The sequence below is a fragment of the Shouchella patagoniensis genome (assembly GCF_002019705.1).
Taxonomy (GTDB): domain Bacteria; phylum Bacillota; class Bacilli; order Bacillales; family Bacillaceae_D; genus Shouchella; species Shouchella patagoniensis.
Genome location: NZ_KV917377.1, coordinates 3,677,186 through 3,703,057 on the forward strand (window position 1 = coordinate 3,677,186; position 25,872 = coordinate 3,703,057).

At 39.2% G+C, this 25,872-nt stretch carries 28 protein-coding genes; 25 read left to right on the forward strand and 3 right to left on the reverse strand.

Going from position 1 to position 25,872, the window contains the following annotated elements:
• Positions 1-8: 8 nt before the first annotated feature.
• The 8 genes from BK584_RS19085 (at position 9) to BK584_RS19120 (ending at position 6,825) form a co-directional block, all read left to right on the forward strand.
• Positions 9-1,016: a TRAP transporter substrate-binding protein gene (locus BK584_RS19085; RefSeq protein WP_169871395.1), complete on the forward strand. Its 1,008-nt coding sequence runs from the start codon at positions 9-11 to the stop codon at positions 1,014-1,016.
• A 15-nt stretch (positions 1,017-1,031) separates the two neighbouring features.
• A complete protein-coding gene (locus BK584_RS19090; protein WP_078394053.1) occupies positions 1,032-1,526 on the forward strand; it encodes a TRAP transporter small permease in 495 nt (164 codons plus the stop codon).
• Positions 1,523-2,800, forward strand: a complete 1,278-nt coding sequence (locus BK584_RS19095; protein ID WP_078394054.1) for a TRAP transporter large permease — start codon at positions 1,523-1,525, stop codon at positions 2,798-2,800. Before BK584_RS19090 ends, BK584_RS19095 begins: the two co-directional genes overlap by 4 nt.
• Positions 2,801-2,820: 20 nt before the next feature.
• Positions 2,821-3,372: a 6-phospho-3-hexuloisomerase gene (gene hxlB, locus BK584_RS19100; protein ID WP_078394055.1), complete on the forward strand. Its 552-nt coding sequence runs from the start codon at positions 2,821-2,823 to the stop codon at positions 3,370-3,372.
• A 10-nt stretch (positions 3,373-3,382) separates the two neighbouring features.
• Entirely contained in the window at positions 3,383-4,069 is a 687-nt protein-coding gene (rpiA, locus tag BK584_RS19105; RefSeq protein WP_078394056.1) for a ribose-5-phosphate isomerase RpiA, read from the forward strand.
• On the forward strand, positions 4,062-5,012 hold the full coding sequence (locus BK584_RS19110; protein WP_078394057.1) for a sugar kinase: 951 nt from the start codon (positions 4,062-4,064) through the stop codon (positions 5,010-5,012). Before rpiA ends, BK584_RS19110 begins: the two co-directional genes overlap by 8 nt.
• A gap of 19 nt (positions 5,013-5,031) precedes the next feature.
• Positions 5,032-5,646 (forward strand): 3-hexulose-6-phosphate synthase, encoded by a 615-nt coding sequence (gene hxlA, locus BK584_RS19115; protein WP_078394058.1) that lies wholly within the window; start codon positions 5,032-5,034, stop codon positions 5,644-5,646.
• A gap of 261 nt (positions 5,647-5,907) precedes the next feature.
• Complete coding sequence (locus BK584_RS19120) at positions 5,908-6,825, forward strand: AraC family transcriptional regulator (protein WP_078394059.1); 918 nt, start codon at positions 5,908-5,910, stop codon at positions 6,823-6,825.
• On the opposite strand, the gene BK584_RS19125 is transcribed toward BK584_RS19120, so the two are convergent.
• Positions 6,822-7,865 carry a hypothetical protein gene (locus BK584_RS19125; protein WP_078394060.1) on the reverse strand — a complete coding sequence of 348 codons (1,044 nt, stop codon included), beginning with the start codon at positions 7,863-7,865 and terminating at the stop codon, positions 6,822-6,824. The two genes, BK584_RS19120 and BK584_RS19125, sit on opposite strands and share 4 nt — an antisense overlap.
• Positions 7,866-8,107: 242 nt before the next feature.
• Here BK584_RS19125 and BK584_RS19130 point away from each other — a divergent pair, with 242 nt between their 5' ends.
• The 17 genes from BK584_RS19130 to BK584_RS19205 all read left to right on the forward strand — a co-directional run bounded on the left by BK584_RS19130 (position 8,108) and on the right by BK584_RS19205 (position 23,669).
• On the forward strand, positions 8,108-9,067 hold the full coding sequence (locus tag BK584_RS19130; protein ID WP_078394061.1) for an alpha/beta fold hydrolase: 960 nt from the start codon (positions 8,108-8,110) through the stop codon (positions 9,065-9,067).
• Positions 9,068-9,204: 137 nt separating this feature from the next.
• The gene (locus BK584_RS19135) at positions 9,205-9,723 is read left to right on the forward strand and encodes a GNAT family N-acetyltransferase (RefSeq protein ID WP_078394062.1); all 519 of its coding nucleotides are present in this window, start codon (positions 9,205-9,207) and stop codon (positions 9,721-9,723) included.
• Positions 9,724-9,725: 2 nt separating this feature from the next.
• On the forward strand, positions 9,726-10,121 hold the full coding sequence (locus BK584_RS19140) for a GNAT family N-acetyltransferase (RefSeq protein ID WP_078394063.1): 396 nt from the start codon (positions 9,726-9,728) through the stop codon (positions 10,119-10,121).
• 5 nt (positions 10,122-10,126) lie between these two features.
• Positions 10,127-10,537, forward strand: coding sequence for an NUDIX hydrolase (locus BK584_RS19145; RefSeq protein ID WP_078394064.1), 411 nt, complete (start codon positions 10,127-10,129; stop codon positions 10,535-10,537).
• 171 nt (positions 10,538-10,708) lie between these two features.
• Positions 10,709-11,398 (forward strand): GNAT family N-acetyltransferase, encoded by a 690-nt coding sequence (locus BK584_RS19150; RefSeq protein ID WP_078394065.1) that lies wholly within the window; start codon positions 10,709-10,711, stop codon positions 11,396-11,398.
• A complete protein-coding gene (locus tag BK584_RS19155; protein ID WP_078394066.1) occupies positions 11,398-11,733 on the forward strand; it encodes an alpha/beta hydrolase family protein in 336 nt (111 codons plus the stop codon). The genes BK584_RS19150 and BK584_RS19155 overlap by 1 nt, the downstream gene beginning before the upstream one ends.
• 151 nt (positions 11,734-11,884) lie before the next feature.
• The gene (locus BK584_RS19160) at positions 11,885-13,951 is read left to right on the forward strand and encodes a BglG family transcription antiterminator (RefSeq protein ID WP_078394067.1); all 2,067 of its coding nucleotides are present in this window, start codon (positions 11,885-11,887) and stop codon (positions 13,949-13,951) included.
• 20 nt (positions 13,952-13,971) lie between these two features.
• Positions 13,972-14,448, forward strand: a complete 477-nt coding sequence (locus BK584_RS19165; RefSeq protein ID WP_078394068.1) for a PTS sugar transporter subunit IIA — start codon at positions 13,972-13,974, stop codon at positions 14,446-14,448.
• Between the two features lie 2 nt (positions 14,449-14,450).
• A complete protein-coding gene (locus BK584_RS19170) occupies positions 14,451-14,735 on the forward strand; it encodes a PTS sugar transporter subunit IIB (protein WP_078394069.1) in 285 nt (94 codons plus the stop codon).
• A 71-nt stretch (positions 14,736-14,806) separates the two neighbouring features.
• Positions 14,807-16,066: a galactitol-specific PTS transporter subunit IIC gene (locus BK584_RS19175; RefSeq protein WP_078394070.1), complete on the forward strand. Its 1,260-nt coding sequence runs from the start codon at positions 14,807-14,809 to the stop codon at positions 16,064-16,066.
• Positions 16,067-16,104: 38 nt separating this feature from the next.
• Positions 16,105-17,142, forward strand: coding sequence for a zinc-binding dehydrogenase (locus tag BK584_RS19180; protein WP_078394071.1), 1,038 nt, complete (start codon positions 16,105-16,107; stop codon positions 17,140-17,142).
• A gap of 64 nt (positions 17,143-17,206) precedes the next feature.
• On the forward strand, positions 17,207-17,365 hold the full coding sequence (locus tag BK584_RS24760; RefSeq protein ID WP_169871397.1) for a hypothetical protein: 159 nt from the start codon (positions 17,207-17,209) through the stop codon (positions 17,363-17,365).
• 11 nt (positions 17,366-17,376) lie between these two features.
• Positions 17,377-18,429: a galactitol-1-phosphate 5-dehydrogenase gene (locus tag BK584_RS19185; RefSeq protein WP_078394072.1), complete on the forward strand. Its 1,053-nt coding sequence runs from the start codon at positions 17,377-17,379 to the stop codon at positions 18,427-18,429.
• 520 nt (positions 18,430-18,949) lie between these two features.
• Entirely contained in the window at positions 18,950-19,966 is a 1,017-nt protein-coding gene (locus BK584_RS19190) for a ketoacyl-ACP synthase III (protein ID WP_281255764.1), read from the forward strand.
• 45 nt (positions 19,967-20,011) lie between these two features.
• Positions 20,012-20,203 carry a cysteine hydrolase family protein gene (locus BK584_RS25415; RefSeq protein ID WP_078395748.1) on the forward strand — a complete coding sequence of 64 codons (192 nt, stop codon included), beginning with the start codon at positions 20,012-20,014 and terminating at the stop codon, positions 20,201-20,203.
• 395 nt (positions 20,204-20,598) lie between these two features.
• The gene (gene abc-f / locus BK584_RS19200) at positions 20,599-22,206 is read left to right on the forward strand and encodes a ribosomal protection-like ABC-F family protein (protein ID WP_078394073.1); all 1,608 of its coding nucleotides are present in this window, start codon (positions 20,599-20,601) and stop codon (positions 22,204-22,206) included.
• Between the two features lie 101 nt (positions 22,207-22,307).
• Positions 22,308-23,669: an alpha/beta hydrolase gene (locus BK584_RS19205; protein WP_078394074.1), complete on the forward strand. Its 1,362-nt coding sequence runs from the start codon at positions 22,308-22,310 to the stop codon at positions 23,667-23,669.
• Positions 23,670-24,086: 417 nt separating this feature from the next.
• On the opposite strand, the gene BK584_RS19210 is transcribed toward BK584_RS19205, so the two are convergent.
• Positions 24,087-24,512, reverse strand: coding sequence for a hotdog fold thioesterase (locus tag BK584_RS19210; RefSeq protein ID WP_078394075.1), 426 nt, complete (start codon positions 24,510-24,512; stop codon positions 24,087-24,089).
• A 122-nt stretch (positions 24,513-24,634) separates the two neighbouring features.
• Positions 24,635-25,555 carry a S66 peptidase family protein gene (locus BK584_RS19215; protein ID WP_078394076.1) on the reverse strand — a complete coding sequence of 307 codons (921 nt, stop codon included), beginning with the start codon at positions 25,553-25,555 and terminating at the stop codon, positions 24,635-24,637.
• Positions 25,556-25,872 lie beyond the last annotated feature (317 nt).

Sequence of the window (25,872 nt, forward strand, 5' to 3'; positions counted from 1 at the left end):
ACATCGATGTGAAAAAAAAGAATGTACTTATAGTTGGAACGTTGGCACTAATCATTAGCGGATGCTCGAATACTAAAGTGGTGTCTGAGAGTGATCCAGGCGATCCTCAGAAATTGATTTTAGCAACGCAACTTGATGCAAACAGTCCATATGCTGTTGGTTTTGAGGCTTTCAAAAATGCTGTTGAAGAAGAAACTGGGGGCACGGTAACTGCAGAAATTCATACGAACGGCTCTCTTGGTGGAAATGAAGATGCTCTTTTGCAAAGTATCGCAACAGGTGGAGTTGATATGGCAGTTGTTTCTCCTGGTTTCATGACCCAAGTATTAAGAGAGGTTGATTTGTTTTCACTACCTTATTTATTCACAAGTTATGACCACTGGGAACGTGTTGTAGATGGGGAAATTGGTATAGAGATGAGCAATATGATTGAACAAGGTACCAATTTGCAAGTACTGGGGTATTGGACAGCTGGAGTTCGAAATTATTATGGTGCAGAACCAGTTAATGAGGTGGCTGATTTACGTAACGTCAGTATTCGCACTCAAGATTCTCCAGCGATTCAAGATAGTTGGTCAGCACTTGGAGCAATTCCAACTAGTGTCGCATGGGATGAGATGTATCAAGCATTGCAAAACCGAGTTGTTGATGCTTCGGAGAATGATTTTACAAACATTTATCAATCAAGCCACCATGAGGTAACGCCTTACCTTACTTTAACGGAACACGATTTTACGACTCGCTTCTTCTTAACATCGGATATTGTCATGGAACGTTTTTCAGAAGATGAACAAGCAGCGATTTACGCGGCTGCGGAAATCGCAACGGAAGCCGCGCGGGAAGCGGATAAAGAACTTGCAGAACAGTCTTTGACACGTCTTGAGGAAGAAGGAGCCATAGTAAATGAAATTGATACAACACCATTTATTGAACAAACAGAACCCATTCGTGAAGAGGCAGCCCTTCATTTAGAAGCAAAAGATTTGCTTGAAGCAATCCGTCATTTAAGTGATTAGAGAGGAGAAATCAAAATGAAAACGTTATTAAATGGAATCGAATACGTCTTTATGCGCGTAGCTACTGTTTTTTTTGTTGGTTTTGTGGCTTGCATCTTTTTGCAGCTTCTTTCGCGTTATGTACCAAATATAACGATTTTATGGGCAGCTGAAGTAGCGACCTATGCGTTTATCTGGACCGTTTTTTTAGGAGCAGCAGTGATGGTAAATCAGCAGGAACATTTTAAAATTGATTTTCTATTTGATAAAATGGAAGGGTTTTCTTTATTGGGCGTTAAAATGATCAGCCATGTATTAATAGGTGCATTTGGATTAATGATGGTCATCAATGGTGCGAAACTCGTTCAACTATTCTGGGATTGGACGGTTAACACATTGCCAGAACTTCAACAAGGCTTTTTATGGTTAGCGTTACCTGTGTCCGGTCTTGGCATATTATTGTTTTCGATTGGGAATGCAGTTGATGATATTAGGTCGTATAGAACGGATAAAAGGGGGAAAGCACTTTGACTGGCGTAATTCTTGTTGCTCTTTTTATCGGACTCTTATTTTTAGGTGTTCCAATTGCATTTACATTAGGAATTGTTGCATTTATAGGTATTTGGCTGCTTGATTCGTTGCCAATGCAAGTGGTCGTACAGAGTATGTTCACAGGACTTGAATCATTTATTTTGTTAGCGGTTCCACTCTTTATTCTTGCAGCAAATATTATGAATCAAGGACAAATTTCTGAGCGGTTAATTAAATTGGCCGTTTCCATGGTCGGGCATATTCGAGGTGGTTTGGCGCATGCGAATATTGTTGTTTCCATGTTTTTTGGAGGCATTTCAGGTTCGGCACAGGCTGATACAGCAGGTGTAGGTAAGATATTAATACCAAGCATGGTAAAAGAAGGTTATTCGAAAGGAACAGCCGTTGGCACAACCGCTGCCTCATCAACCATGGGAATGTTAATCCCTCCAAGTATTCCAATGGTTGTGTATGGCAGTGTGACAAGCGTATCGGTTGGACAAATGTTTTTGGGCGGTGTTATTCCTGGTTTATTAATGGGGGTAGCGATGATGGCGCTCGTTGGTTTTGTTTCTCGCAGACAGAATTACCCTCGTCACACGAGAGTAAGTATAAAAGAAATTGGACGTCAATTTTTAAAATGTGTGCCGCCTCTTTTGACACCTGTTATTATTCTTGGAGGCATCATTGGTGGTTTTGTTACTCCAACGGAAGCTGCTATTATTGCTTGCATGTATGCCCTCATTTTAGCCATGTTCGTGTATCGGACAATTAAATTAAAAGATTTGCCTGATATTTTATTTGATACGATTAAGCTTAGTTCTCTAACATTGTTTGCACTTGCGACAGCTAGTGCCCTTGGACGTTTATTCAGCTATTACCGCGTTCCAGATATGATCGCTGGTTTCTTTGAAAGTACATTCTCGAGTATTGGGTTATTCTTATTAGCAGTCATCTTACTGTTTCTATTTGTGGGTATGTTTTTAGATGCAATACCCGCGATGATTTTATTTGTTCCAATTGTCCTGCCAGCCTCACAAGCACTTGGTGTTGATCCAGTCCATTTTGGGATCGTTATTGTTATGTGTCTCGCGGTTGGAATGATTACACCACCATATGGTCTATGCATGCTACTAGCAAGTTCAATTGCTAACCTTACGGTAAGTCGTTCAATTGTCGCGTTATTACCGTATGTTGCAGTTATCATTGTAACGATTATTATCGTTGCATTTGTACCTAGTTTGGCGTTATGGTTGCCAGGATTTTTAGAATAAGATGGAATGGAGGTGTTGAAATGGATACATATAAAAAAACGGCGCTCCTTTGTATTGAAGAAGTGAGGACTGTGTTAGATCAAGTAAATGAGCATGAACTTTCGGCATTTGCAAAAGCGTTAACGGAAGCAAATCGGATTTTTATAAGTGGAGATGGACGATCTGGACTTATGGGTAAAGCGATTGCTATGCGTCTAATGCACGCGAACTATATCGTATTTGCGTTAGGCGAAACCATTACACCAAGCATTAAGGAAGGGGACTTGCTTGTGCTTATATCTGGTTCAGCAACTGGTAATGCGCCATCGGATCTAGTTCATAAGGCAATCAAGGCAGGGGCTCAGGTTTCTTTAGTTACCGCAAATCCGGACAGTAAAATGGGGGAGTTGTGTAAGTCAATATTGTTCATTCCGGCTGCGACAAAACAGAGGAAACAGCATGAACCAGTTACCATTCAGCCATTAGGCAATCAGTTTGATCAAAGTGTTCATTTGTTGCTTGATTCAATTATCGTAAAATTAACAGATAAACAACAGGATGCGATGCGGGCTAGACATGCCAATTTAGAATAGGGGGTTTACAATGGCAAATTTAAAGCGGGTTGCTGCATTAGAGGCAGTTAAATATGTACAAGACGGAATGAAAATAGGACTTGGCTCTGGTTCGACAGTAAATGAATTTATTCAAGTACTTGGAGAAAAAGTTGCTAATGGTTTAAACGTTCAAGTGGTGCCCGCATCGAATGCAACAGAAGCACATGCAGTAGAATTAGGGATCGAATTGATTGAACTCTCACAAGGCGAACAACTTGATTTGGCTTTTGATGGCGCTGATGAAGTGGATGAGAGATTGGACTTATTAAAGGGCGGTGGGGGTTCCCTTGTAAGGGAAAAGATTGTTGCAAAAGCAGCAAAAGAGCTAATAATTATGGTTGATGAACGTAAGGTAGTAGACAAATTGGGCGCTTTTACTCTGCCCGTGGAAGTTGTTCCGTTTGGTTGGAAATCAACTGTAGATCGAATAAAAGAACTAGGGGCTTTACCTGCGTTACGGATGGAGGGGGATGATCCATTTGTTTCAAATAACGGAAATTTTATAGTTGACTGTGATTTTGGGATCATTTCTAAACCAGATGAATTACATCAGGCGTTGAAGCAGTTAGTAGGAGTTGTTGATACAGGTTTGTTTGTAAAGATGGCAAATAGGGTCTTCGTTGCAGGAAAAAATGGAGTCCGCCAATATATGTTGGAGGAATTGGAAAATGAATGATGTCATTACAATAGGTGATGCAATGATTTCATTTAGCCCTAGTACAACGGGACCAATGAAATTCGTCCAATCCTTTGAACGTCGGGTTGGAGGTGCGGAATTAAACGTAGCGATTGGTTGTGCCCGACTTGGATTAACATCGGGTTGGATTAGCAGGTTAGGTAGGGATGAATTTGGTCAGCACATAAAGAACTTTGCTCGAGGCGAAGGCATTGATACGAATGAAGTGAAACGTGTTGATGGTTATGCAACATCCCTCAATTTTAAAGAGATTATGGCAAATGGGGCTGGGCGTACTTTTTATTATCGGTCCCCTTCTCCGACGGAGACATTGTTGCCAGAAGATCTAGACCCGCATTTTTTTCAGCAAGCTAAAATTTTGCATCTTACTGGAGTATTCCCTGCTGTTTCTGCAACGAATATGGACGTGACGAAGCGTGCGATTCAATTAGCTAAAGAACATGACGTTAAAATATCGTTTGATCCAAATATTCGTCTAAGACTTTGGGACAAAGAAGATGCTCGTCGTGCTCTGTACCCGCTGTTAAAAGATGTGGACCTATTACTCGCAGGTGATGAGGAAATGGAAATGATATTGGGAACCAAGGATCCAGAAGATGTTCTAAAACGAACAGCAGAACTAGGCATTGAGCTTGTTGTTATTAAACAAGGAGAGCACGGGTCAATCGGTTATTATAAAGGCGAAACAGTTCAAGCGAATGCAGTGCCTGTCGATAAGGTCGCTGATACGGTTGGAGCTGGTGATGGGTTTGATGCTGGCGTGCTTTACGGCTATTTGCAAGGTTGGGGACTTGAGCGAATGCTTGCTTTTGCTAACACAATAGGCTCAATGGTTGTTCGAGTTGTTGGTGATAATGAGGGGCTGCCTTATTTAGAAGAAGTACGTGCGCAAATGGGTGAGCTTGAACGTATTGAACGTTAACTAGGAAGGAGTTAGAACGATGAAGCTTCAGCTTGCCTTAGATCGGCTTGATTGGGATCAATGTTTTCAACTGGCTGATGAAACAAAAAAATATGTTGATATTATTGAAATTGGCACAGGGGTTATTAAAGAATATGGCATGGAGATTGTGCGTGAAATGCGGGAAGTCTTCCCCAATCACAGCTTGCTCGCAGATATGAAAATTTGTGATGCTGGTAAGCATGAAGCGAAGCAAGCATTTGCGGCAGGTGCAGATATTACTACTGTGATGGCTTTTGCTCCCGATGCGACAGTGCGTGAGACCATTCAAACAGCAAATGAAATGGGAAAAGAAATGATGATAGACTTACTTGGTGTGCAAAAAAGCAGGCTGATGGAGTTAAGACAGCTTGGAGCAAGCTATGTTGGCTTACACATTGGCAAAGACCAGCAAAAAAATAAAGGACTTACCTCTACAACTTTTCAATTAATTGAAGGATTTCATTTTAGAGTAGCTGTAGCTGGTGGTGTGACTTTTGAACAGTTGCCAACTATTATGCAGGATGCCCCTGACATTTTGATTGTCGGAAGTGGAATAGTGAAAGCTGAACAGCCAATTTTTGCGGCAAAAAAATTTAAGGAAACGATAAGCTAGCTTGGTTCCACACTGCATGCTTTGTTCTTATTTTCATTTTAACGTCCGGTTTTTGAGTGCTCTATGCTTATCTTTGGAGCTCTCATTGACTTAATTAATGTGTTAGGTGCTACCATCCTCATGTTTTCTATCTTGCACTACTTTGCAAAAACAGACTCAAAGAAGGACATGTCGCTTTAGAGCGCATGTCTTTTTTTACTCTAATCGATTGTCATGGTAGCATATTATTAAGATGATCGTTAAGAACAGGGGGCGGCAGAAATGGAGTTTACGTTTAAAGAAAAAGATTCTCATAATCAACATGACTTAACAAGAAACTTCACTATCGAAGAATTTATGTATCCGTACATGAAAACAGAATTTGAAGTTTTCGGTATGCACATTCGGCAAGTGAATGGGAACTGGACCTACCCTCTACATGCGCATCCAATCTATGAAATGAATTTTTTGATAGAAGGAGAACAGCATTTTACGCTAGGCGATCAACTTTTAGAACAAAGGAAAGGGGATTTAATTTTAATTAGACCAGGAGAGTCTCATGGGAGTAAAGCCGTTAATCAATTAGGTTTCACGTATGCCTGTATTCATTTTAATATTGATGACAAACTCTTTTTGCCTTATTTAAATGAAACGGAAAAAACGTTATTCGCAACTGATAGTGAAGTTATGGCTAAATTAATGCCTTATTTAGAGCGAATCATTCAAATGATAAAACAAGGCGAGCGAGGTCTCACCTATAAATTGCGAATGCAGGCGGCTCTTATTGAAATGTTATCCGTACTCGTTGTGGCGTTAACGGAAACCAAACAACAGCATCTATCAGGGCGGACAATTGAACTCGCTTATAAGATTGCAAAGAAAATGGAAGATAAGATGGCTAGTTCATTTGAAAACAGGCTATTAAATGAACAGTCATGGACGATTGAAACAATCGCTAAAGAGTTAAACATAAGCCCATCTTATTGTAATAAATTATTTAAGCAAGTATACCATATGTCCCCAAGAAAATATCTTTCCTTAAAGAAAATCAACCATGCAAAAGCGCTTTTGCTGGAATCAAGTTTAACGATTGAATACGTCGGCGAACAAGTTGGGTATTATGATTCTGCTCATTTTAGTAGGCAGTTTAAAAGGTGGACAGGTTTGTCGCCGACTCAATATCGCAAAAATCAACGCTAACTTGAGTGTATAATAGTAGAGTTTTGTTGCAAGATTGTTAGAACACCGCTCCACATATTAGGCATTTCTAATAGAGTCGCTTCAGCCCGTGAATATAAGTCAGAACTTGAGAGAATACCAATATCGGAAAGTAGGGCTTCAAAAGCGTAAAAGCGATCTTGATGCAACGTTGGAGCATCCACGTTCAAAATAATATGACAGCGACAAAAGGTAGCAAGAAGCCAAAAAACACTCTCGCGATGAAAACCTTGGCTGATTAAAGATTGACTTCCATCAATGGAGATGGGGCGAGCTTGTTTCGTTATATCACTTGAGAAGAAGAATGGCGTTTTTGCTACTTGTGTAGTTAAATCAAAGGTCATTGCTAGCTCTTTTAGGTGGTGAGCTACTTTTTCAGCAGACAAGTTCCGACAACCGATCTGGTGCAATAATTGTTCGTAGATGGGCGATTTGTTGTAGTGCGTGAGCATTTTTCTTACAGCGTAGTAACGAAGGCGGACCGTTGGGTTTTGTAGGGCAGCTGTTAGGTACATATGTGTGGTAACACCAGTCGGAAAAAGCCAACTCATGACTTGCTCGTGGTAAGGTAGATCCGTAGGAATTTGTTTAAGACCATTTATTGCTTTTTCCTTTGCGTCGAGACAGCGTTTATAGACCCATTGATACTGAGAAAAGTTTTGTGAAACAAGTTGTTGTAAAGGCTTTAACTTATGGTCTGGGTCTGAAATAATTTCTGTATGGTGAAAGCTATAAGCTAAATGGTAGTTACTTAAAATAACTTCTGACGATGAAAAGAGATTAACTGGTAAGTAAGAAACTTCAAGCAAGACATCTTTATAAAGGAACTTCCCTAATTTTAATGAGGGAGCTTTCTCAGAAGTAACAACCATAATATCGATATCAGAATATAAGGGTAATTCACTATTGGCTTCTTTTATTAAGGAGGAACCACTAAAATAAGCCCCTTTAAACCATATTTCTTTACATGCATATCGGTTAACCCACTCACGAGCAATCTTTAAAGCATCATGAACAATCATTTGCTCCCCTCCTTCTTCAGAAGTTCTTGTTTTGTTACAAAATTCCTTCTTCTGTTAGTTGAATCATGCTTTGGATAAATAGTGTCTCTGTTCGTACATGGAATGCAGAAAAATTGATTTGTAAAATAAGTTTATGAATATAAATAGATTGAGAGCATCTAGTCTTCAATATTGGGCTGAAAAGTTGTTTCTAAAAAAATTAGGGTTCTATAGGACCTGGAAAATGGAGGGGGTAAAAAGCGATGCCTCTACTCGATATGTCAATACCTCAGCTAAATAACTATAGGGGAAGAAATCCAAGACCAAAAGACTTTGATCAATATTGGGAGAATGCACTGCAGGAGCTAGACCAAATTGACCCAGAGGTGACTTTTGAGAAAGCAGATTTTCAAACGAGTTATGCGGAATGCCAGCATTTATATTTTAATAGTGTAAATGGAGCAAGAATTTATGCGAAATACGTAAGTCCTATCCAACCAAAAGCAACTGGACAGGCAATCCTCTTGTTTCACGGCTATGGAGGACAGTCGCACGAATGGACAGAAATGTTAAAATTTGCAGCGGCGGGAGCAAGTGTGTTTTTCTTAGATGTTCGAGGGCAAGCTGGTCGATCAGAAGATCCCGGTGGTGTTAAAGGAAATACATTACGCGGACATATCATTCGAGGCATTGAAAGTGGCAGCTCTGCTCTTTTTTATCGGAGCGTCTTTCTTGATACTGTGCAGCTTGCGCGAGTCGCACAGTCTTTTCCAGATATTGACCCAACTCGCATTTTGACAAGTGGTTGGTCTCAAGGAGGAGCCTTGGCACTTGTCTGCGCTGCTCTTGTACCCGAAATCGAGAAAGTAGCTACAGTTTATCCTTTTTTAAGTGACTATCAGCGAGTTTGGGAAATGGACTGCGTAAATGATGCGTATAAGGAATTAAAGGAGTATTTTCGGATTTACGATCCACAGCATCAACAAGAAGCTCATTTCTTTCAAACCCTTGGTTATATCGACATTCAACATTTAAGCAATAGGATTAAGGCAAAAGTAATGATGGGGACAGGTTTAATGGATTCGTCGTGTCCCCCATCTACTCAATTCACAATCTATAACAAGTTAACTTGTGATAAGCGAATGAAAATCTTTCCTGACTTTGGTCATGAGGTATTACCTGGAATGAAGGATCATATCTATCAATTTCTTTTCTGTGAATAATGAAGTAATAAGAGTTCTGGCATAAGGTGCCAGAGCTCTTTTTTATAGAAAAGAATAATCGTCTTCCTATTGTTATTTATCTGATAAAATAGATGTGAATGTAAGTGGAAGGCTCACTTAGATTGGAGGATGAGTAAATGGAGATACGTCAGCTAAGGGATTCTGATTATAAACAGGTTCGCGCAATTATGAATGACTGGTGGGGCGGGCGCCAGATGGCAGATATGCTGCCGAAATTGTTTTTTACACATTTTTCATCTACTAGTTTGATTGTAGAGCAGAATAATAAACTAATTGGATTCTTAATTGGATTTTATTCTCAAACGAAAGCGAACGAAGCCTATATTCATTTTGTGGGTGTTGCTCCTCATTATCGAAAGCAACAGCTTGGAAAAAAGATGTATACGCATTTTTTTAATCAAGCCATAGAAGATGGGATAAACACCGTAACGTGTATAACGTCACCAGTTAATCGTACATCTATTGAATATCATAAGAAAATGGGGTTTGAACTAGTAAACGGAGATAAGGAAATTGATGGTGTAACCGTACATAAAGATTATGACGGAGTAGGTAAAGATCGGGTGCTCTTTCTAAAGAGACTTGATAAAAAAGAAGAATATAGGAATAAGCAGCAAAAAGATAAGGAGGAATAGGCGTGATTGTTTATAAAAAGGATCAAACAATTTCAGCAAAGCAGTTAGGTCTTTTATTTAAGAGATCGGGGATTAATCGTCCTTATGAAGATACGGTTCGTTTAGAAAAAATGATTCAAACAGCTCCTTTGCTTATTACAGCATGGGAAGAGAAAGAGCTTATTGGGGTCGCGCGTTCACTTACAGATTTTGTATACTGTTGTTACTTGTCAGATTTGGCTGTTGATAAGAAATATCAAAAAGACGGCGTTGGTAAAGAGTTAATCAGACAAACTCAGGAAGTAATAGGGGAGGCTTGCAGCCTTATTTTGTTATCTGCACCTGAAGCAATGGAGTATTATCCAAAAATCGGATTCGACCATGCCGATCATTGTTTTTTGATAAAACGGAAGTGGTAATACGAATGAAAAAGTGGTATGGAGCTTCAGCCATTTGTATTAATCCTCAAGGACAATTGTTAATGGTTTTGCAAGGCAAACCTGCTGAAGTGAAAACGTGGTCTGTCCCTTCAGGTGAGAGGGAAGAAGGAGAGACATTCGAATCATGCTGTGAACGTGAAACGAAAGAAGAGACTGGTTGTATTGTAAAGGCAAAGCAGTTAGTGACGATAAAAAAACAGGTGTATCCAGAATTGGAAATAGAAGCAGAAGTTCGTTATTTCATAGTAGAGCTAATAGACGGTACAATTAAAGTGAATGACCCTGATCAATTAATTATCGAAGCAAAGTGGCAACCAAAGGCAGTGTTGGAGGAATTGCAACTGTCATACCCAGAGGATTTAATTATGCTAAAAGAGTGTTTAGAGAAAATGTAATTGTTTCAGGTGAACTAGTACGCCTTTATGGAGTCAACATTAACCGATTTATAGTACTTAGTGACGATATGAGGTATTGTTTTAGTAAACCAGAGGCTCTATCTGAAAAGTTTTTTCTTCTTTCAGAGAATGTTCTTTTTTAGTAGAATTAGCACTGGAAAGGGGTGGGCAATGAGAAATAATAACACATTTCATATTCGTCTGCTTGAATTACAAGAATTAGCCTCCATTATGAAAGTTCAGGAACAAACGTATAGTCAATTGAGGGATAAGGTACGACTATCAACATTGGATCAACAAGAAGTGATTCATATTTTGGCGGGTGCAGGTTGGTTTGCAGGTGCATTTTTGGATACAAAGCTCGTTGCATTTCGAGCCTTTCTTATCCCGCAACTAGATGATATAGATCACTTAGGTAAGGATATAGGGTTAACAACAAAGGAACAGACAAGCGTGATTTATCAGGAAATTACAGTTGTCTTACCAGAATATCGAGGCCATGGTTTACAGCGTAAGCTAGGTGAGTGGTTAATGGACATGCTTATAAGGAGTAAGGACTCTTACCGCTTTATATGTTCGACTGTTGCTCCTTTTAATATTCCAAGTCTAAAAGATAAGTTTGCTCAGGGGATGCATATTGCGACATTAAAAGAGAAGTATGAAGGAAAACTTCGATATGTCTTTTTAAAAGATTTACAGCAACCTTTACACCCATCCTATGACAAGTGGATAGTAATGGCTGATATAAACGCTCAGCAAGATGCATTAAAACAAGGAAAGGTTGGACATGAACTGGTAAAACAGGGTGAAGAATATGGCATCTGGTATGGGAAATATAATAGAAGTATAAAGGGTGACTAATGAAGAAACTAGGAAATAGAATTAGTGAGCACCATGACCTCGCACAGGCGGCAAATCCTCTTACTTATATTACAGAAGATGCACCACCTTTTCTTATTTTGCACGGAGACCAAGACAAAGTTGTCCCCAAAAGCCAGAGTGAACTCTTGTACAATGCCTTAAGAGAAAGAGGGAATGAGGCGCAATTACATATCATTGAAGGCGCAGGTCACGCAACGCTTGAGTTTTATCAACCGGAAGTGAAGCGCATCATAAATGACTTTTTTGACGAGAATTTGAATAAAACTGCAAAGGGAAAGAAAGGCAGTATGATCTGCCTTTCTTTTTTATTTTGATGAGTCTAAGGAGTGGAGTAATGTTGGATATAAATGGAATCATAAATGTAAAACAAAATGATGTACAAGCATTGACCGTGAAGTTGGGATGAAAGCGCATTCTTTTTGAATTTGAGCGATGCTACAATAAATATAGAAAGGAGGGATTGCATTGGCACTGAATGATCGGAGCCAAAAAATACTCAATGAAATAGCGAGTAACCGCCAGATTACAAGTGGGACAATTGAAAAGAAATACAATTTGACCCGCAGGCAATTAGGATATACCATTCAAAAAATTAATGAATGGCTCCAATCAGAAGATATAGCCGAAATTGAGCGGACGAGGCAAGGTCGTTTCATTGTTGATCAATCTGTTTTTTCAAAACTATCAAGAGAAGAAGTTCCAGCTCAAAAGAGTGTTCAAGGTTTCTTAACCGAAGAACAACGAGTGCACGTTATCTTGTTTATGCTGCTCACGAGCAAGGAAGAGTTATCTCTGCTACATTTTCATTCCGAGTTAGGCTATAGCAAAAATACGGTATTAAGTGATTTAAAACAGGTGCAAGCTTTTGTGAGTACGTTTGAGTTAATAGTACGTTATTCAAGACGGTCAGGGTATTTGCTCGAAGGAAAAGAGTTGCAAATCCGCAAGTTATTAATTCATTTAGTCGAATCAGCTCTTCAAATGCATGAGGGGAAGTCACATATTGAAAAAGTGACAGTAGTTGATGCAAGCGAAGTGAGTGATTTTCAGAAGCGAATTGAAAGAGTGGAACAGAAGCTTGGGATTCAGTTTACCGATGAGAAGCTAGTTGCAATGCCCTATATCTTCATGCTGATTTTGAAACGAATTGAAAGAGGCTATGTGCTTGATCCGTTTTCAATTGAGTATGAAGAGTTATCCGATACGAAAGAGTATCAGGCAACAGAGTATATTTTTCATGAGATGGTTGAAGTCCCTAAACAGGAGCGGTTATTTGTTGCACTTCACCTATTAGCGGCAAACGTCCACTGGTCTGAATTAATGTCTGAAGATGAAGCTCTGCCTGACTTAATACCAGCTTTATCTACGATGCTTCAACTATTTGAGAGAAGCGCATGTATTTATTTACAGGAACGAGAGCTGTTGCTAAAAAAACTTGTTCAGCATACAAAACCTGCTTATTATCGTATCAAATATCAATTAACAGAAATCGAAACGGTGGAGAATCCTTTTAGCACTGAATATCGAGAATTGCATCATTTAGTAAAAAGAAGTCTTGGACCACTTGAAAAACTGTTTGGTAAAGAAATTCCGGAATCTGAAATGATGTATTTGACGATGTTAATTGGCTCATGGATGACAAGACAAGGTGAGAGTCTTGACAAGAAAATAAAAGCAATCGTTGTTTGTCCACAGGGTGTGTCAGTTTCACGGTTAATGCTTAAAGAATTAACAGAGATATTTCCGGAATTTATCTTTTTGGATTCCCTATCTGTAAGGCATTTTCAATCCTATGAACTCTCGTATGATTTAGTTTTTTCACAAACGCCGTTGGAAACATCGAAATTACTTTATATTACAAAGGCGTTCTTAGGAAAAGAAGAAAAATATCGCTTAAAGCAACAAGTAATGCAAGATGTGCATGGTTATAAACCGACTGAAATTAATCTAGACCATGTACTTGATATGATTAAAGGTCATGCAGATATTGTAAATGAAGAGGCATTGCGTACAGAGCTTTATCAATATTTTTTTCCAGAATCAGATAATAACAAGGGCGGTCACGATTGTGAACAAGGACGCAGTTTAAATTCGTTTATTTATCCCGAAGTAATTACTCAAATCAAATCAGCGCAATCGTGGGAAGCTGCTCTCTCAATAGCGGCCAAGCCACTTGTTGAACAAGGAATGATAGAAGAACGATATATTGAAGCCCTTGTAGCTAATAAAGAACGTGATCCTTATATCATTATTGGTCCTCACCTGGCAATTCCTCACGCCGCGCCAGAAGAAGGAGTTATCCAGTCTGGAATAAGTTTGCTCCAGTTAGAGGAGCCGGTACAATTCTCTGAAGAAGAATATGTCCAGTTAATTTTTGTCATAGCCGCAAAAGACAAGCATCAGCATTTCCGGGCGTTGAGGCAATTGATTAAATTGGCCGGATCAAAGAATGACCGAATCAAACTTCAACACGCACAATCAGATAAAGAGATTATGGAAATAATTGATCTCTATTCAGTGGATGAGGAGTAAAGAAAGAGACGAGGTGAACCATGCGATTAAATGAATCGACAATACTACTTAATGTAGAAGCGGGCACAAAGGAAGAAGTCCTACGAGTAATGGGGAATAATTTAATTTCTTTAGGACTGGTAAAAGATAGCTTTGTACCAGCGGTAACTGCAAGAGAAAAGGAATATCCAACTGGTTTACCAACGGCGGGGGTAGCTGTAGCAATTCCTCATACAGATGTTGAACATGTACTGAAAAAAACAATTAGTATTGCCACATTAAAAGAACCCGTAACGTTTGGTGTGATGGGTGGGGACAGTTCAGAGAGCGTAAAAGTTAAAGTGGTATTTATGTTAGCAATGGAAGAAGCCCATTCTCAGCTCTCACTACTACAACAATTAATGCAGTTATTTCAAGATGAGAAGAAGTTAATGACCATTGTCAATGCAACGAAAACAGAAGAAGTAACAGAACTTTTATATAATAATTTAGGATTAAACACTCAAGGAGGAGATTGATCATGAAAAAGAAAAAGGTATTAGTCGCGTGTGGAGCTGGAATTGCAACATCAACAGTGGTAAACAATGCAATTGAAGAAATGGCAAAAGAGAATGGGTTGAAAGTAGATTTGGTTCAAATCAAAATCTCTGAAGTAGGAGCTCATCGTGATACAGCAGATCTTCTTGTTACAACGGCAATGACAAAAAACGAGTATCCATTCCCTGTTATTAATGCACGTTCATTTCTAACGGGTATTGGAACAGGTCAAACAAAAAAAGAGATTCTAGAAGCACTCAAAGCGTAAAAAAGAATGGTATCGTTTTCGGTGCCTTAATCTAAGACACCGAAAACGAATAGAATAGAGGAGGATCAAACATGGATGGATTTGTTGATTTCATTCAAGGATTCTTAGATTTAGGTGCAACCGTCATATTGCCAGTTGCCATCTTTTTGCTAGGATTATTATTTGGTCAAAAACGAGGAAAAGCTTTTCGTTCCGGTTTAACGATTGGAATTGCATTAGTTGGTATTTTCTTAGTAGTTGACTTGCTTGTTAATAACTTAGGACCAGCTGCCCAAGGAATGGTTGATCGATTAGGGGTTGAATTAAACGTCATTGATGTTGGCTGGCCAGCGTCATCATCCATTGCCTGGGCATCGTTTGTAGCAGCATTTATTATTCCTCTTGGTCTTGCCGTTAACGTCATTATGTTAATGACGAAAACAACGAAAACGATGAATGTTGATATTTGGAATTTCTGGCATTATACATTTACGGCTGCAATGGTTTATGCAGTTACAAATAACTTAGTTATATCTTTATTAGCAGCTGTTATATTCCAAGTAATCTGTTTAAAAATTGCGGACTGGACAGCGCCAATGGTTAGTGAATTCTATGACTTACCAGGAGTATCTATTGCTACAGGGAGTACCATTTCTTATGCACCGGGAATATTCCTTGTTAAAGGGTTGCAAAAAATTCCTGGAGTAAAGAACTGGAATGCAGACCCTGAAACAATTGAAAAGAGGTTTGGTATTCTTGGTGAATCCATGTTTATCGGACTTGTTCTTGGCGCAACGATCGGAATACTAGCTGGGTACAGTGTAGGTGATGTCATTGAAATAGGGATTGCTATGGCAGCGGTTATGGTCCTGATGCCAAGGATGGTTAAGATTTTAATGGAAGGACTCTTGCCAGTATCAGAGTCAGCTCGTGAGTGGTTAAATAAACGTTTTGGTGATCGTGAGATTTATATTGGCCTTGATGCTGCAGTTGCACTTGGACATCCATCGGTTATTTCAACAGCACTTATTTTAGTACCAATTACTGTATTGCTTGCTGTTGTGCTGCCAGGAAATGCTTTGCTTCCATTTGGTGATTTAGCAACAATTCCATTTATTGTAGCTTTTATTGTAGGAGCTGCAAGAGGGAACATTGTTCATTCCGTTATTGTTGGTACAATTATGATCGCTATTTCACTTTATGTTGCAACAGATATGGCGCCAATCTTTACGCAAATGGCTCAAGATGCAAACTTTAATATGCCACAAGATTCGGCGATGATTTCAAGTATTGACCAAGGCGGAAATATTGTTAACTGGATTATAGTTAGATTATTCGGTTTATTCAGTTAAAAATAACGAAAAGAGATAAGAGTTTGGAGTGAGCGGAAATGAAGGCATTAGTCAAAACAGCTCATGGATTTGGGAATCTGGAAATTCAACAAAAGCCGGAACCCGTTCCAGCAGAGAAACAAGTTAAAATTAAAGTGAAATACGCAGGAATTTGTGGATCTGATATTCATACGTACGAGGGACATTACAAAGTAGGTGTCCCAGTAACACTTGGTCACGAATTTTCAGGTGAAATTGTTGAAGTGGGCCCGGGAGTAGAGTCCTTTAAAGTGGGTGATCGAGTAACATCAGAAACAACATTTTATGTTTGTGGAGAATGCGACTATTGTAAATCGAATGATTATAATCTTTGTAACCATAGAAAAGGACTTGGTACTCAGCAAGACGGAGGATTCACAAATTATTTGATTGCTCGCGAAGAAAGTGTTCACTTATTGCCAGAACAGGTAGATTATCGTTCTGCAGCAATGACTGAACCTCTAGCCTGCACCCACCATGCTGTTGCAAAAACAAAAGTGAATGAAGGCGACTTAGCGGTTGTTATCGGGCCGGGTCCAATTGGCTTACTAACTGCTCAAGTAGCAAAAAGTCGTGGCGCGAAAGTTTTGATTACTGGCTTAACGAATGACCAAGTTCGTCTTAATAAAGCGAAAGACCTTGGTATTGATTATGTAATTAATTCACAAAAAGAAGACTTGAAGCAAGTCGTCGATGAATTAACAGATGGTTATGGCGCAGATATTGTCTATGAATGTTCTGGCGCGGTTCCAGCTGCTAGGCAAGGTCTCGACTTGCTTAGAAAGAAAGGGCAATATAGTCAAGTAGGTTTATTTGCTACTCCAGAGATTTCATTTGATCTTGAAAAAATTATTCAAAAAGAGATCCGTATTGTTGGGAGTAGAAGTCAAAAACCGGCGGATTGGGAGCCTTCACTTGCTCTTATGAATGAAGGGAAAGTAAATGCAAAAGCATTGGTGACGCATGAATTTGACATAACAGAGTGGGAGAAAGCGTATCAAGCAATTAAAAGCGGGGAAGCAATAAAAGTGCTTTTAACCCCATTGATAGAAGGATAATTAGCGCCATTAAGGGAGTGAGGCTCCTTTAGGTGCTTCACTCTTACTAGGTGGAGGTGCAAACATGACGGATCTATTTTTAGACTTTATGCTCGGTCCAATACGTGGAATTGGAGACTTTTATTTTGAACATCAAATGATTTTTAATTCAATTGTTGTTGGTGTTGCTGCGTTCACACTGTTCTCTAAGAAGAAAGCGAAACAACCAAACGAACAATCGTAGGAGGAGTTCGGGTGGAATCACTAAAGCTATATGGCATTCAAGATCTCAGGCATGAAAAGGCGCCCATCCCTGTGATTGAAAATAACGATGATGTATTAATAGAAATTACGGCCACTGGTATATGTGGCTCTGACTTATCCCGTTTTAAAAAGCTTGGACCTTATGTGAGTGGAACAACATTTGGTCATGAATTTGCGGGAGTTGTTAAAGAAATTGGTAGTGAGGTAACCGGGTTTGCACCGGGAATGCGAGTCGCTGCCTGCCCAACGTTTCATTGTGAAAAATGTATCTATTGTGAGGCAGGTGAACCTTCTCACTGTACTTCTCTTCATGTAATTGGGGCGAAACGTGACGGTGCATTTTCACAATACATTACATTACCAGAAAAACAACTCTTGGCAATTCCTGATGGAGTAAATGATGACTGCGCTGCATTGATTGAGCCAGCTGCTGTAGTCGCACATGGTTTTTATCGCACGAACATACAGCCTGGTGCTTCAGTGGCAATTATGGGGTGTGGTAGTATAGGTTTACTAGCCATCCAATGGGCTAAAATTTTTGGGGCGCAAACGATTTATGCGATTGACATAGATCCAGATAAACTAGAGATCGCTCGAACAATGGGGGCTGACCATATTATTAACCCTATCGAATCTGCAGCACATGAGCAGATTTCGACATTAACCAAGGATGTTGGGGTTGATTTGGCAATTGAATCCGCTGGTTCTCCAATCACTTCTGCTCAAGTTTTAGCCTTACCTAAAAAGGGTGGAGAAGTTGTTTATATGGGAATTCCTTATGGCGATGTGAACATTGAACGATTTTATTTCGAGAAGATCGTTCGGAATGAATTAACGGTTTATGGATCATGGAACGCACTCTCGGCACCGTTTCCAGGCAAAGAATGGGAATCGACAATTGCTTATATGGAAAAAGGATTAATTAATGTAAAGCCGATGATTAGTCATCGATTATCGTTAAGTGAAGGACCAGATGTATTTAAAAAAATGGTTAGTGGTAATCCAGGCTACGTGAAAGTCCTTTTATATCCTTCAAATAAATAAAGAAGCAAGGATCGTTATCGGTCCTTGCTTCTTTATTTGTCGGCTAATTAAGCTTCTCGCGTTACTCTTATTCACATAAACGATTAATTCAACGAGAGCAATGCCAATACCTCCAAGGGTGGCAGCAAGAATCTAAAGTACCTTTAATCCATTACTTAGCAGAGAGAAAAGAAATTTTGCTTACAGAGACAGCTGGTGAGATATTCATTAACCGAAACCGTAACCAGACTGAACAGAAAAAGTTTGTCAGATAGGAGCGCAGATGAGTGAAGATCTAAATAGAAGAAGAGATTTTATGAGAATCCAGCGACGACGCATGCGAGCGTTTATCTTCAGTCAGAGCAACTGATCTAAAAATCAGTTGCTTTTGATATTAGAAGAATGTTGAAAGGCGGTGTCAGATGCTGGATATTTCTCGGGAAATAGTTAAAAAGCTAAGTGAATCCGAGAAACAACTTTAAATGGAAAGGAAAACTTTTTTGAATATAAATAGTACCAGGTCATAGGATTAAGTGTTAAAATGAAAAAAGTAAAAATGGGAGATGTTAAAATGCAATTTCAAGCAGCAATTACGGCAATTGGATCTTATGTGCCTGAACGAAAATTAACAAATGTAGACTTAGAAAAAATGGTTCAAACAAACGATGAATGGATTGTGAGACGTACAGGCATAAAAGAACGGCGTGTCATTGGCGAGGTGGAGCATACAAGTGATCTATGTTGCAAAGCCGCACATAATTTGGCGAAGAGATACTCATTACATCTTGATGATGTCGATATGGTTCTTGTTTGTACATTAACTCCTGATTTCAAAACGCCAAGTACGGCTTCCATTGTCCAATATAAATTAGGCATTCCTTCTTGTGGTGCAATCGATCTAAACGCTGCTTGTGCGGGTTTCACGTATGGATTGTATATGGCGAATGCGTTGGTAACAGCTGGATTAAACAAAAAAGTACTCGTTATTGGTGCTGAATCATTGACAAGCATTACCGATTTTACGGATCGAACTACAGCGATTCTATTTGGTGATGGCGCAGGAGCAGTTCTAGTGGAAAAAAGCAGTGAATCTAGTTTTTTAGAATGTGAAGTGGGTTCTCAAGGACAGTACGGAAAGCATCTCTATAGCACAAATTTAGCAAGCGATTGGGAAGGAACACCTTTGACGTCCAACGGTAAGATTGTACAAAATGGTAGAGAGGTTTATAAGTGGGCAGTAACGGAGGTACCAAAAGGAATAGAGCGTTTAGTAAGAAAAGCTGATGCACAAATGGAAAATATAGATTGGTTTATCCCTCATAGTGCGAATTTGCGAATGATTGAAGCGATTTGTCAACGTAGCGGCATTGCAATCGAAAGAACTCTTTATAGTATGGAGTATTACGGAAATACATCGTCGGCATCTATTCCTCTTGCCTTAGATACGGCAGTGCGTAATGGAAAAGTGAGTAATAATGATTTGTTATTACTTTATGGGTTTGGCGGTGGCTTAGCTTATGCAGGTTTATTAGTGAATTGGCAAGGGTCTTTATATTAATGGAAGTTACGGAAATTCATGGTGAATTGACTCCAAGACCAGAAGATACGGTTATTCAAAAAAGAGCACCAGATTAGGTTTTATCAAACGGGGTTAGAGGAAGTACTTAAAACATTCCATATTAAGCATTTAATCCTTGCGGGCATACAAACTGAAATATGCATTGATACGACTTGTCGTAGTGCTCGCAGTAAAAACTATCAAGTCACTCTTGCTTCAGATGGTCATAGTACATGAGGGTCTAGCGACTTAACTGCAGCCCAGATCGTTGCTCATCATAATAAAGCACTTAAATGGTTTGCCGATGTGAAACCTACCGTAGAGATATGTGCTCCTTATTGACTTAGCTACTCGAATATGTAATGATAAACTCAATCAAAGGAAGGGAACAGGTACCTACTACAATGAAGCAGTAATCCGATCAATAAACCGTAATTAAAAACGATTTGTACAATGCGCTGTAGCGCCAGCAAGTCATTACATTAATTATGTTTAGAGATGGGATTCGTCTGTTCGTGTATAGGTATTAATGGCTTCTTTATTCTGCTTGTTTTTAAGTTTGTCTTATAGCAGGATAGGTATGCCTATTCCTACGGGCGAACTCTCTCTAACATTTTAGAGAGGGTTTTTTTATGCTATTAATGAAAACAGATAAATTAGAGAAAAGTTATGGAACTAAGAACGTGTTAAATACGGGGCAATTGTTTTTTTATAAAGGGGACCGGGTTGGCATAGTAGGTCAAAATGGAGCAGGGAAAACAACGTTACTGTCTATATTAGCAGGTGCAGAAAAGGCAGATGTTGGGACGGTGGATTCATTGGGAGAAGTAGCTTATGTTCCGCAATTTGAAGAAGATGGTAGTGAATTGACTAGTGAATTTGCGAGTAGGTGGGGAGTTCCAGATCGTAAGGCAATGAGTGGAGGCGAGCAAACACGCAAAAAAATAGCAAGTGCACTTGGTTTAGGGGCTGAAGTTTTAATTGCTGATGAACCAACTAGTCATCTTGATATAGAAGGGATAAAGGTCCTTGAAAATCAGCTTAATGCTTTTAAAGGGGCAGTTGTGCTTACTTCCCACGACAAAACGTTTTTAAATCGTGTCTGTTCAGCTATTTGGGAAATTGAGGATGGTAATGTATCGGTTTACGAGGGGAATTATGATGCCTATCTTGCAGAGAAAAAGAAACGAGTGCTTAAACAAAAAAAAGAGTATCAAGCATATGTACAAGAGAAAAAAAGGTTAAAGCAAGCGGCTAAAAAACTACAAGCAATGTCAGATGCAATTAAAAAAGCGCCAAGTCGAATGGGGAATTCTGAGGCGAGGTTACACAAACGAAGTAGTGGAAAGCAAAAAGCGAAGTTAAATCGTGCTGCTGAGGCAATAATTACGAGAGCAAATAGACTAGAACATCAGGAAAAAACAAAAGAGCAGCAACAGGTCATGTTTGATGTCACCCAATTTCCAGCAATTCATAGCAAGCGCGTTATTCAAGTGAAAGATGTCTGTTTGCAAATTAAGGGAAATGTATTAAAGCAAAGAGTGAATGGAGTCGTCCGCAATGGAAATAGAGTGGCGGTAACAGGTAAAAATGGTTCTGGCAAATCGACTTTTCTTGAGGCTCTGTATGAAGGGAAAGAGATAAGCATTGCTCAACCAGCGAAGATGGGATTTTTTAGGCAACAACAAGAAGATTTGGACAATGATAAAACGATTTTGGAAAACGTGCAAATGGGGAGTCCATATGATCAAACGTTTATTCGTACGATCTTATCAAGGCTAGCGTTTAAAGGTGATGCAGTTCATAAGAGCGTGTCTACTTTAAGTGGCGGGGAGAGAGTGAGAACGTCACTCGCTAAAGTATTCCTTGGGAATTATAATGTCCTGGTTTTAGATGAACCTACGAACTATTTGGACCTTGATACGAAAGAGGCGCTTACGACTGTCTTGCGTGCATATCCAGGTACAATTGTTTTTGTGACGCATGATCGAGCGCTAATTGATGATCTCGCAACAGATTTGCTTTCCTTTGATGAGGAAGAACCATTTCTGCGCCCGGTCAATAAAACAGATAGTGTTGAAAAGGTGAGGGATAACAAAGAAGAATTACTTCTGGCAACCGAATTGAAATTAACGGAAACGCTTGGAAAACTATCGATTGTTGTTGATGAAACGGAAAAACAACAGCTGGAACAATTGTTTCAAGAGTTACTGGCTCAAAAAAAACAATTAAAGAAATAAGTGAGCAGCTGGCAAAAGTCAGCTGCTTTTTCTAGTGAAATTGAAACTTTTTTGAATAGGAAAGCGTATCTTTAGTAGTTTCATAGGGGAGAGAGAAATCAATGAGTATACTTGAGATGTTTTTCGCTTTTATTGCAGTTGTAATCACGGCAACTTTGGTCCTGAAAAATCAACAAAACCTTGTTCTACTGAATGTATTGTTAATCTTTGAGTGGGTTCTTCTTTTTAGTCATTTTTTTGTTGATGGATGGCGCTGGCCGATGATGTTCATGTATATGACTGCTATAGTACATCTAGTTATTATTGTTCGCTTAGCAATAGCACACAAACCAATAGTAAAACGCAAATCGAGAACGATCAGTATCGTCTCTTTATTAATTGTTGGGATTGCCCTACCTAGTTATTTGTTTCCTTGGAATACTCATAGTCAACCTACTGGATCGTATGATGTAGGTACAATGACTTTTCCAATTGTGGATGAAGAGCGGATGGAAAAATGGACTGAGGATAACGTACCTCGTAAACTTGTTGTTCAATTATGGTATCCGACCGATGCTACTACAGGGCTAAAGCGTGCAAAACAACATGATACTCCAAGTATATTTATGAAAGATTTTGGGCAGGAAAATGGAATTCCAGGATTTTTATTACAGTCATTTGTGAATCAGAAAACATATGCGTACGAGGAGGCGGAGCTATCAAACGAGGAAAATGAGTATCCAATTGTACTTTTCTCACATGGATTTGGTAGTTCACGAATTCAAAGTCAGTTTCAAGTGATTGAGTTAGCGAGCCACGGCTATATTGTTATGGGGATAGATCATACTTATTACTCTTCTGGTACGGTCTTTCCAAACGGAGAACATATAGAGCCTGCTAGCATTCAGTTCTCTGAAGATATGAGTGTCATGGATGAATATGTCCGTGAGTGGAGTGCTGATGCTAGAGCGACAATGGATTGGATTGAGAAAGTGAATCAAGATGGTGATGTTAACGGCAATGAAGAAGATACATGGTTGCATCAATTAAAAGGGAACATCGATCTTGAGCGCGTTGGTTATATGGGGCATTCATTCGGAGGAGCGACGGCAGGGCATACGTTAGCAACAGATGACCGGTTCCATGCGGGGATTAACTTGGATGGTTTTCCTTATGGTGAGGCCCATTTAGTAGGGGTTAAACAACCGTTTCTAACAATGATGACTGATAGAGATCTTTTAGAAGAATATTTACAAGAAACTGATGAGGAGTATAAGCAAGAATTGTATAGCAGAATAGAGATAATCAGTGATGAAATCATCTCACTAGATGGTGCTCTCCACATGGATTTTAGTGATTTCCCTTTGTTATCACCACTTACATCTTGGATTGGTATGACAGGGGAAGTTCCTGCGAAAGAACAGCATCAAAAAATCAATGAATTGACAGTTGATTTCTTTCAAAACTCTTTTAATGATAACTAAAGGAACCCTTTAAAAATAATTGTTTTTAAGATGTTATTCAAACGGATGTAACGAGGGTTACGAAAGATTGTTATGTGACCGACTTAATTCCGAAAGCACTTGAATCGGCATTCCCATTAGCTGTAGTGAATGAAGAAAGGTCGTTTAAACGGAATCATACTACGTGTCCATGTTCTTTCGGGTCTTATTTCTGAAGAGGTCGACGAGACAGAAGAGTATTATCCAACAAAGGAAGAGTACAAGCTATAACAACGAGAAGGCATCCTTATAGGAGGGATGCCTTTTGTTGACTGAAGACAAACGCTAACTTATGCTGTTGCTCAATTCATTTATATGCTCATGAACCATTCATATGGTCTGCTCTTTACTTGTCTTCGCTTCTAGTTGACAACTCGTTTTATTTTGCTATGAGGTTAATTAATATTTTTCCATCACTGCGACCGTGCAACGAGATATACAAATTGTTTTCTCCGCTTCGTCCGTTAATTCAATATGCCAAACCATCGTTGTTCTCCCTTTATGGAAGGGGGTTGCTGTTGCTGTGACAATGCCTTCTTTTTTGGATCTTATATGATTGGCATTAATCTCCATTCCGAAACAAACATGGGTTTCTGGGTTAATATTTATCGCCGTTGCGATTGATGCAGCTGTTTCTGCGAGAACAACGGATGCCCCGCCGTGCAGCACGCCGTATGGTTGATGTGTTTTTGGACCAACAGGCATTGTCATCACTACTTTATCTAATGTTACCTCTTTGTATTTAATTCCTAAGTGTTCAATTAATGTGTTTTGTGCATGTTGATTCAGTTCTTCCAATTGTTCTTCTGTGAAAGTATGCGTCATTTTCCCACCCCTTCAAAATTTAATTTAAGTCAAATGTTAGGCGTTTACATATCAGTATAACTTATTCACTCAAAGTGGGAAAGTTTAGGAAATATAAAAGGATGAGCAAGGGTGTTCCTTGCTCATCTCACGGTTCGGTCTAAAATCGTCATCGTGGCGTTTGTTGCATCAACTCGTGCTAATGCACCAATCGGTACACATGCTTTATATTGCCCATGAGCTGTTTGTAAATTAGAAAGAAGAGGTTTGCCTAACGGTACTAAAAAGCCCTCAATCAAATCATCATAGGAAGTATTGTAGGCGATGGAGCAATTGGAGCAAGTGCCCATAACAATCGCAGCACAATCAGCAAACTTTCCAGCAGCTTCTAGATGAGCAAGATAACGATATATCGTATTTATAGACTCATTTGTATCTTCAAGAACAATAATCTTTCCAGTTGTATCAATTTCATAAGGTGTCCCAATAGAATCAACGAAGGAAGTAAGATTTCCTCCAACGATTTCACCAGATGCAACACCTGGTACCTTGCCAATCAAAGGGAAACCATCAGGGTTCAGAAGTGCACGAGATGCTTGTGGTGTCATCACAGTTGAAAAAAAAGAAGTGAAATTATATTCAGCTGTGCTAGGCTGAAAATCAGTTAACAGTAGTCCTTGAAATGTAAGCAGATCTGCATACTGGCTAAGTACATTTAACAAAATTGTAATGTCACTATAGCCGGATACTATCTTTGGATTCTCTCGAATGACATCGTAATCCAAATAGGGCAAAATTCCTGCAACACCAACACCACCTCGAGATGGTAAAATCCATTTAACTGCATTATTCGTAATCATGCTCATAAAATCAGCTGCACGAGATTCAGGCGTGCCAGCTAAAAAACCGGTTTTTTGATAAACGCTATCACCGAGCACTACTTGGAAACCAAATTGTTCTAGATATTGAATACGAGTATTAATCGTGTTTGCTGATAGTGGGCTTCCGAGTGTAACGATGCCAACGGTATCGCCTTGTTGTAAGCGTGGGGGTGGAATAGCCATGACGTCCTCCTTAAGAATCGTGCTTTCTTCACCTACAAATATATGCAAAGAGTGAAAAAGTAGAAGAACAGTTAAGTTTGTTGTAAAAATCAGAAAAAAATTCGACGATTCGTTTTCGCTATGCATTTTATTTCATAAAGCTCGTTAAGTAATCTACTTAGAAAACAAACAAGAATGAAATTGATGTGAGAGGAAATTAGGAAATAAAGAGGACATTAAACAATCCTATTAATTGGAGTGTTTGTTCTCTTGTTTAATAAATAAAAGAAAGGACAACTTTAGTAACGAAAGCCCCCAAGGTTAGGGGGGGTGAGGAT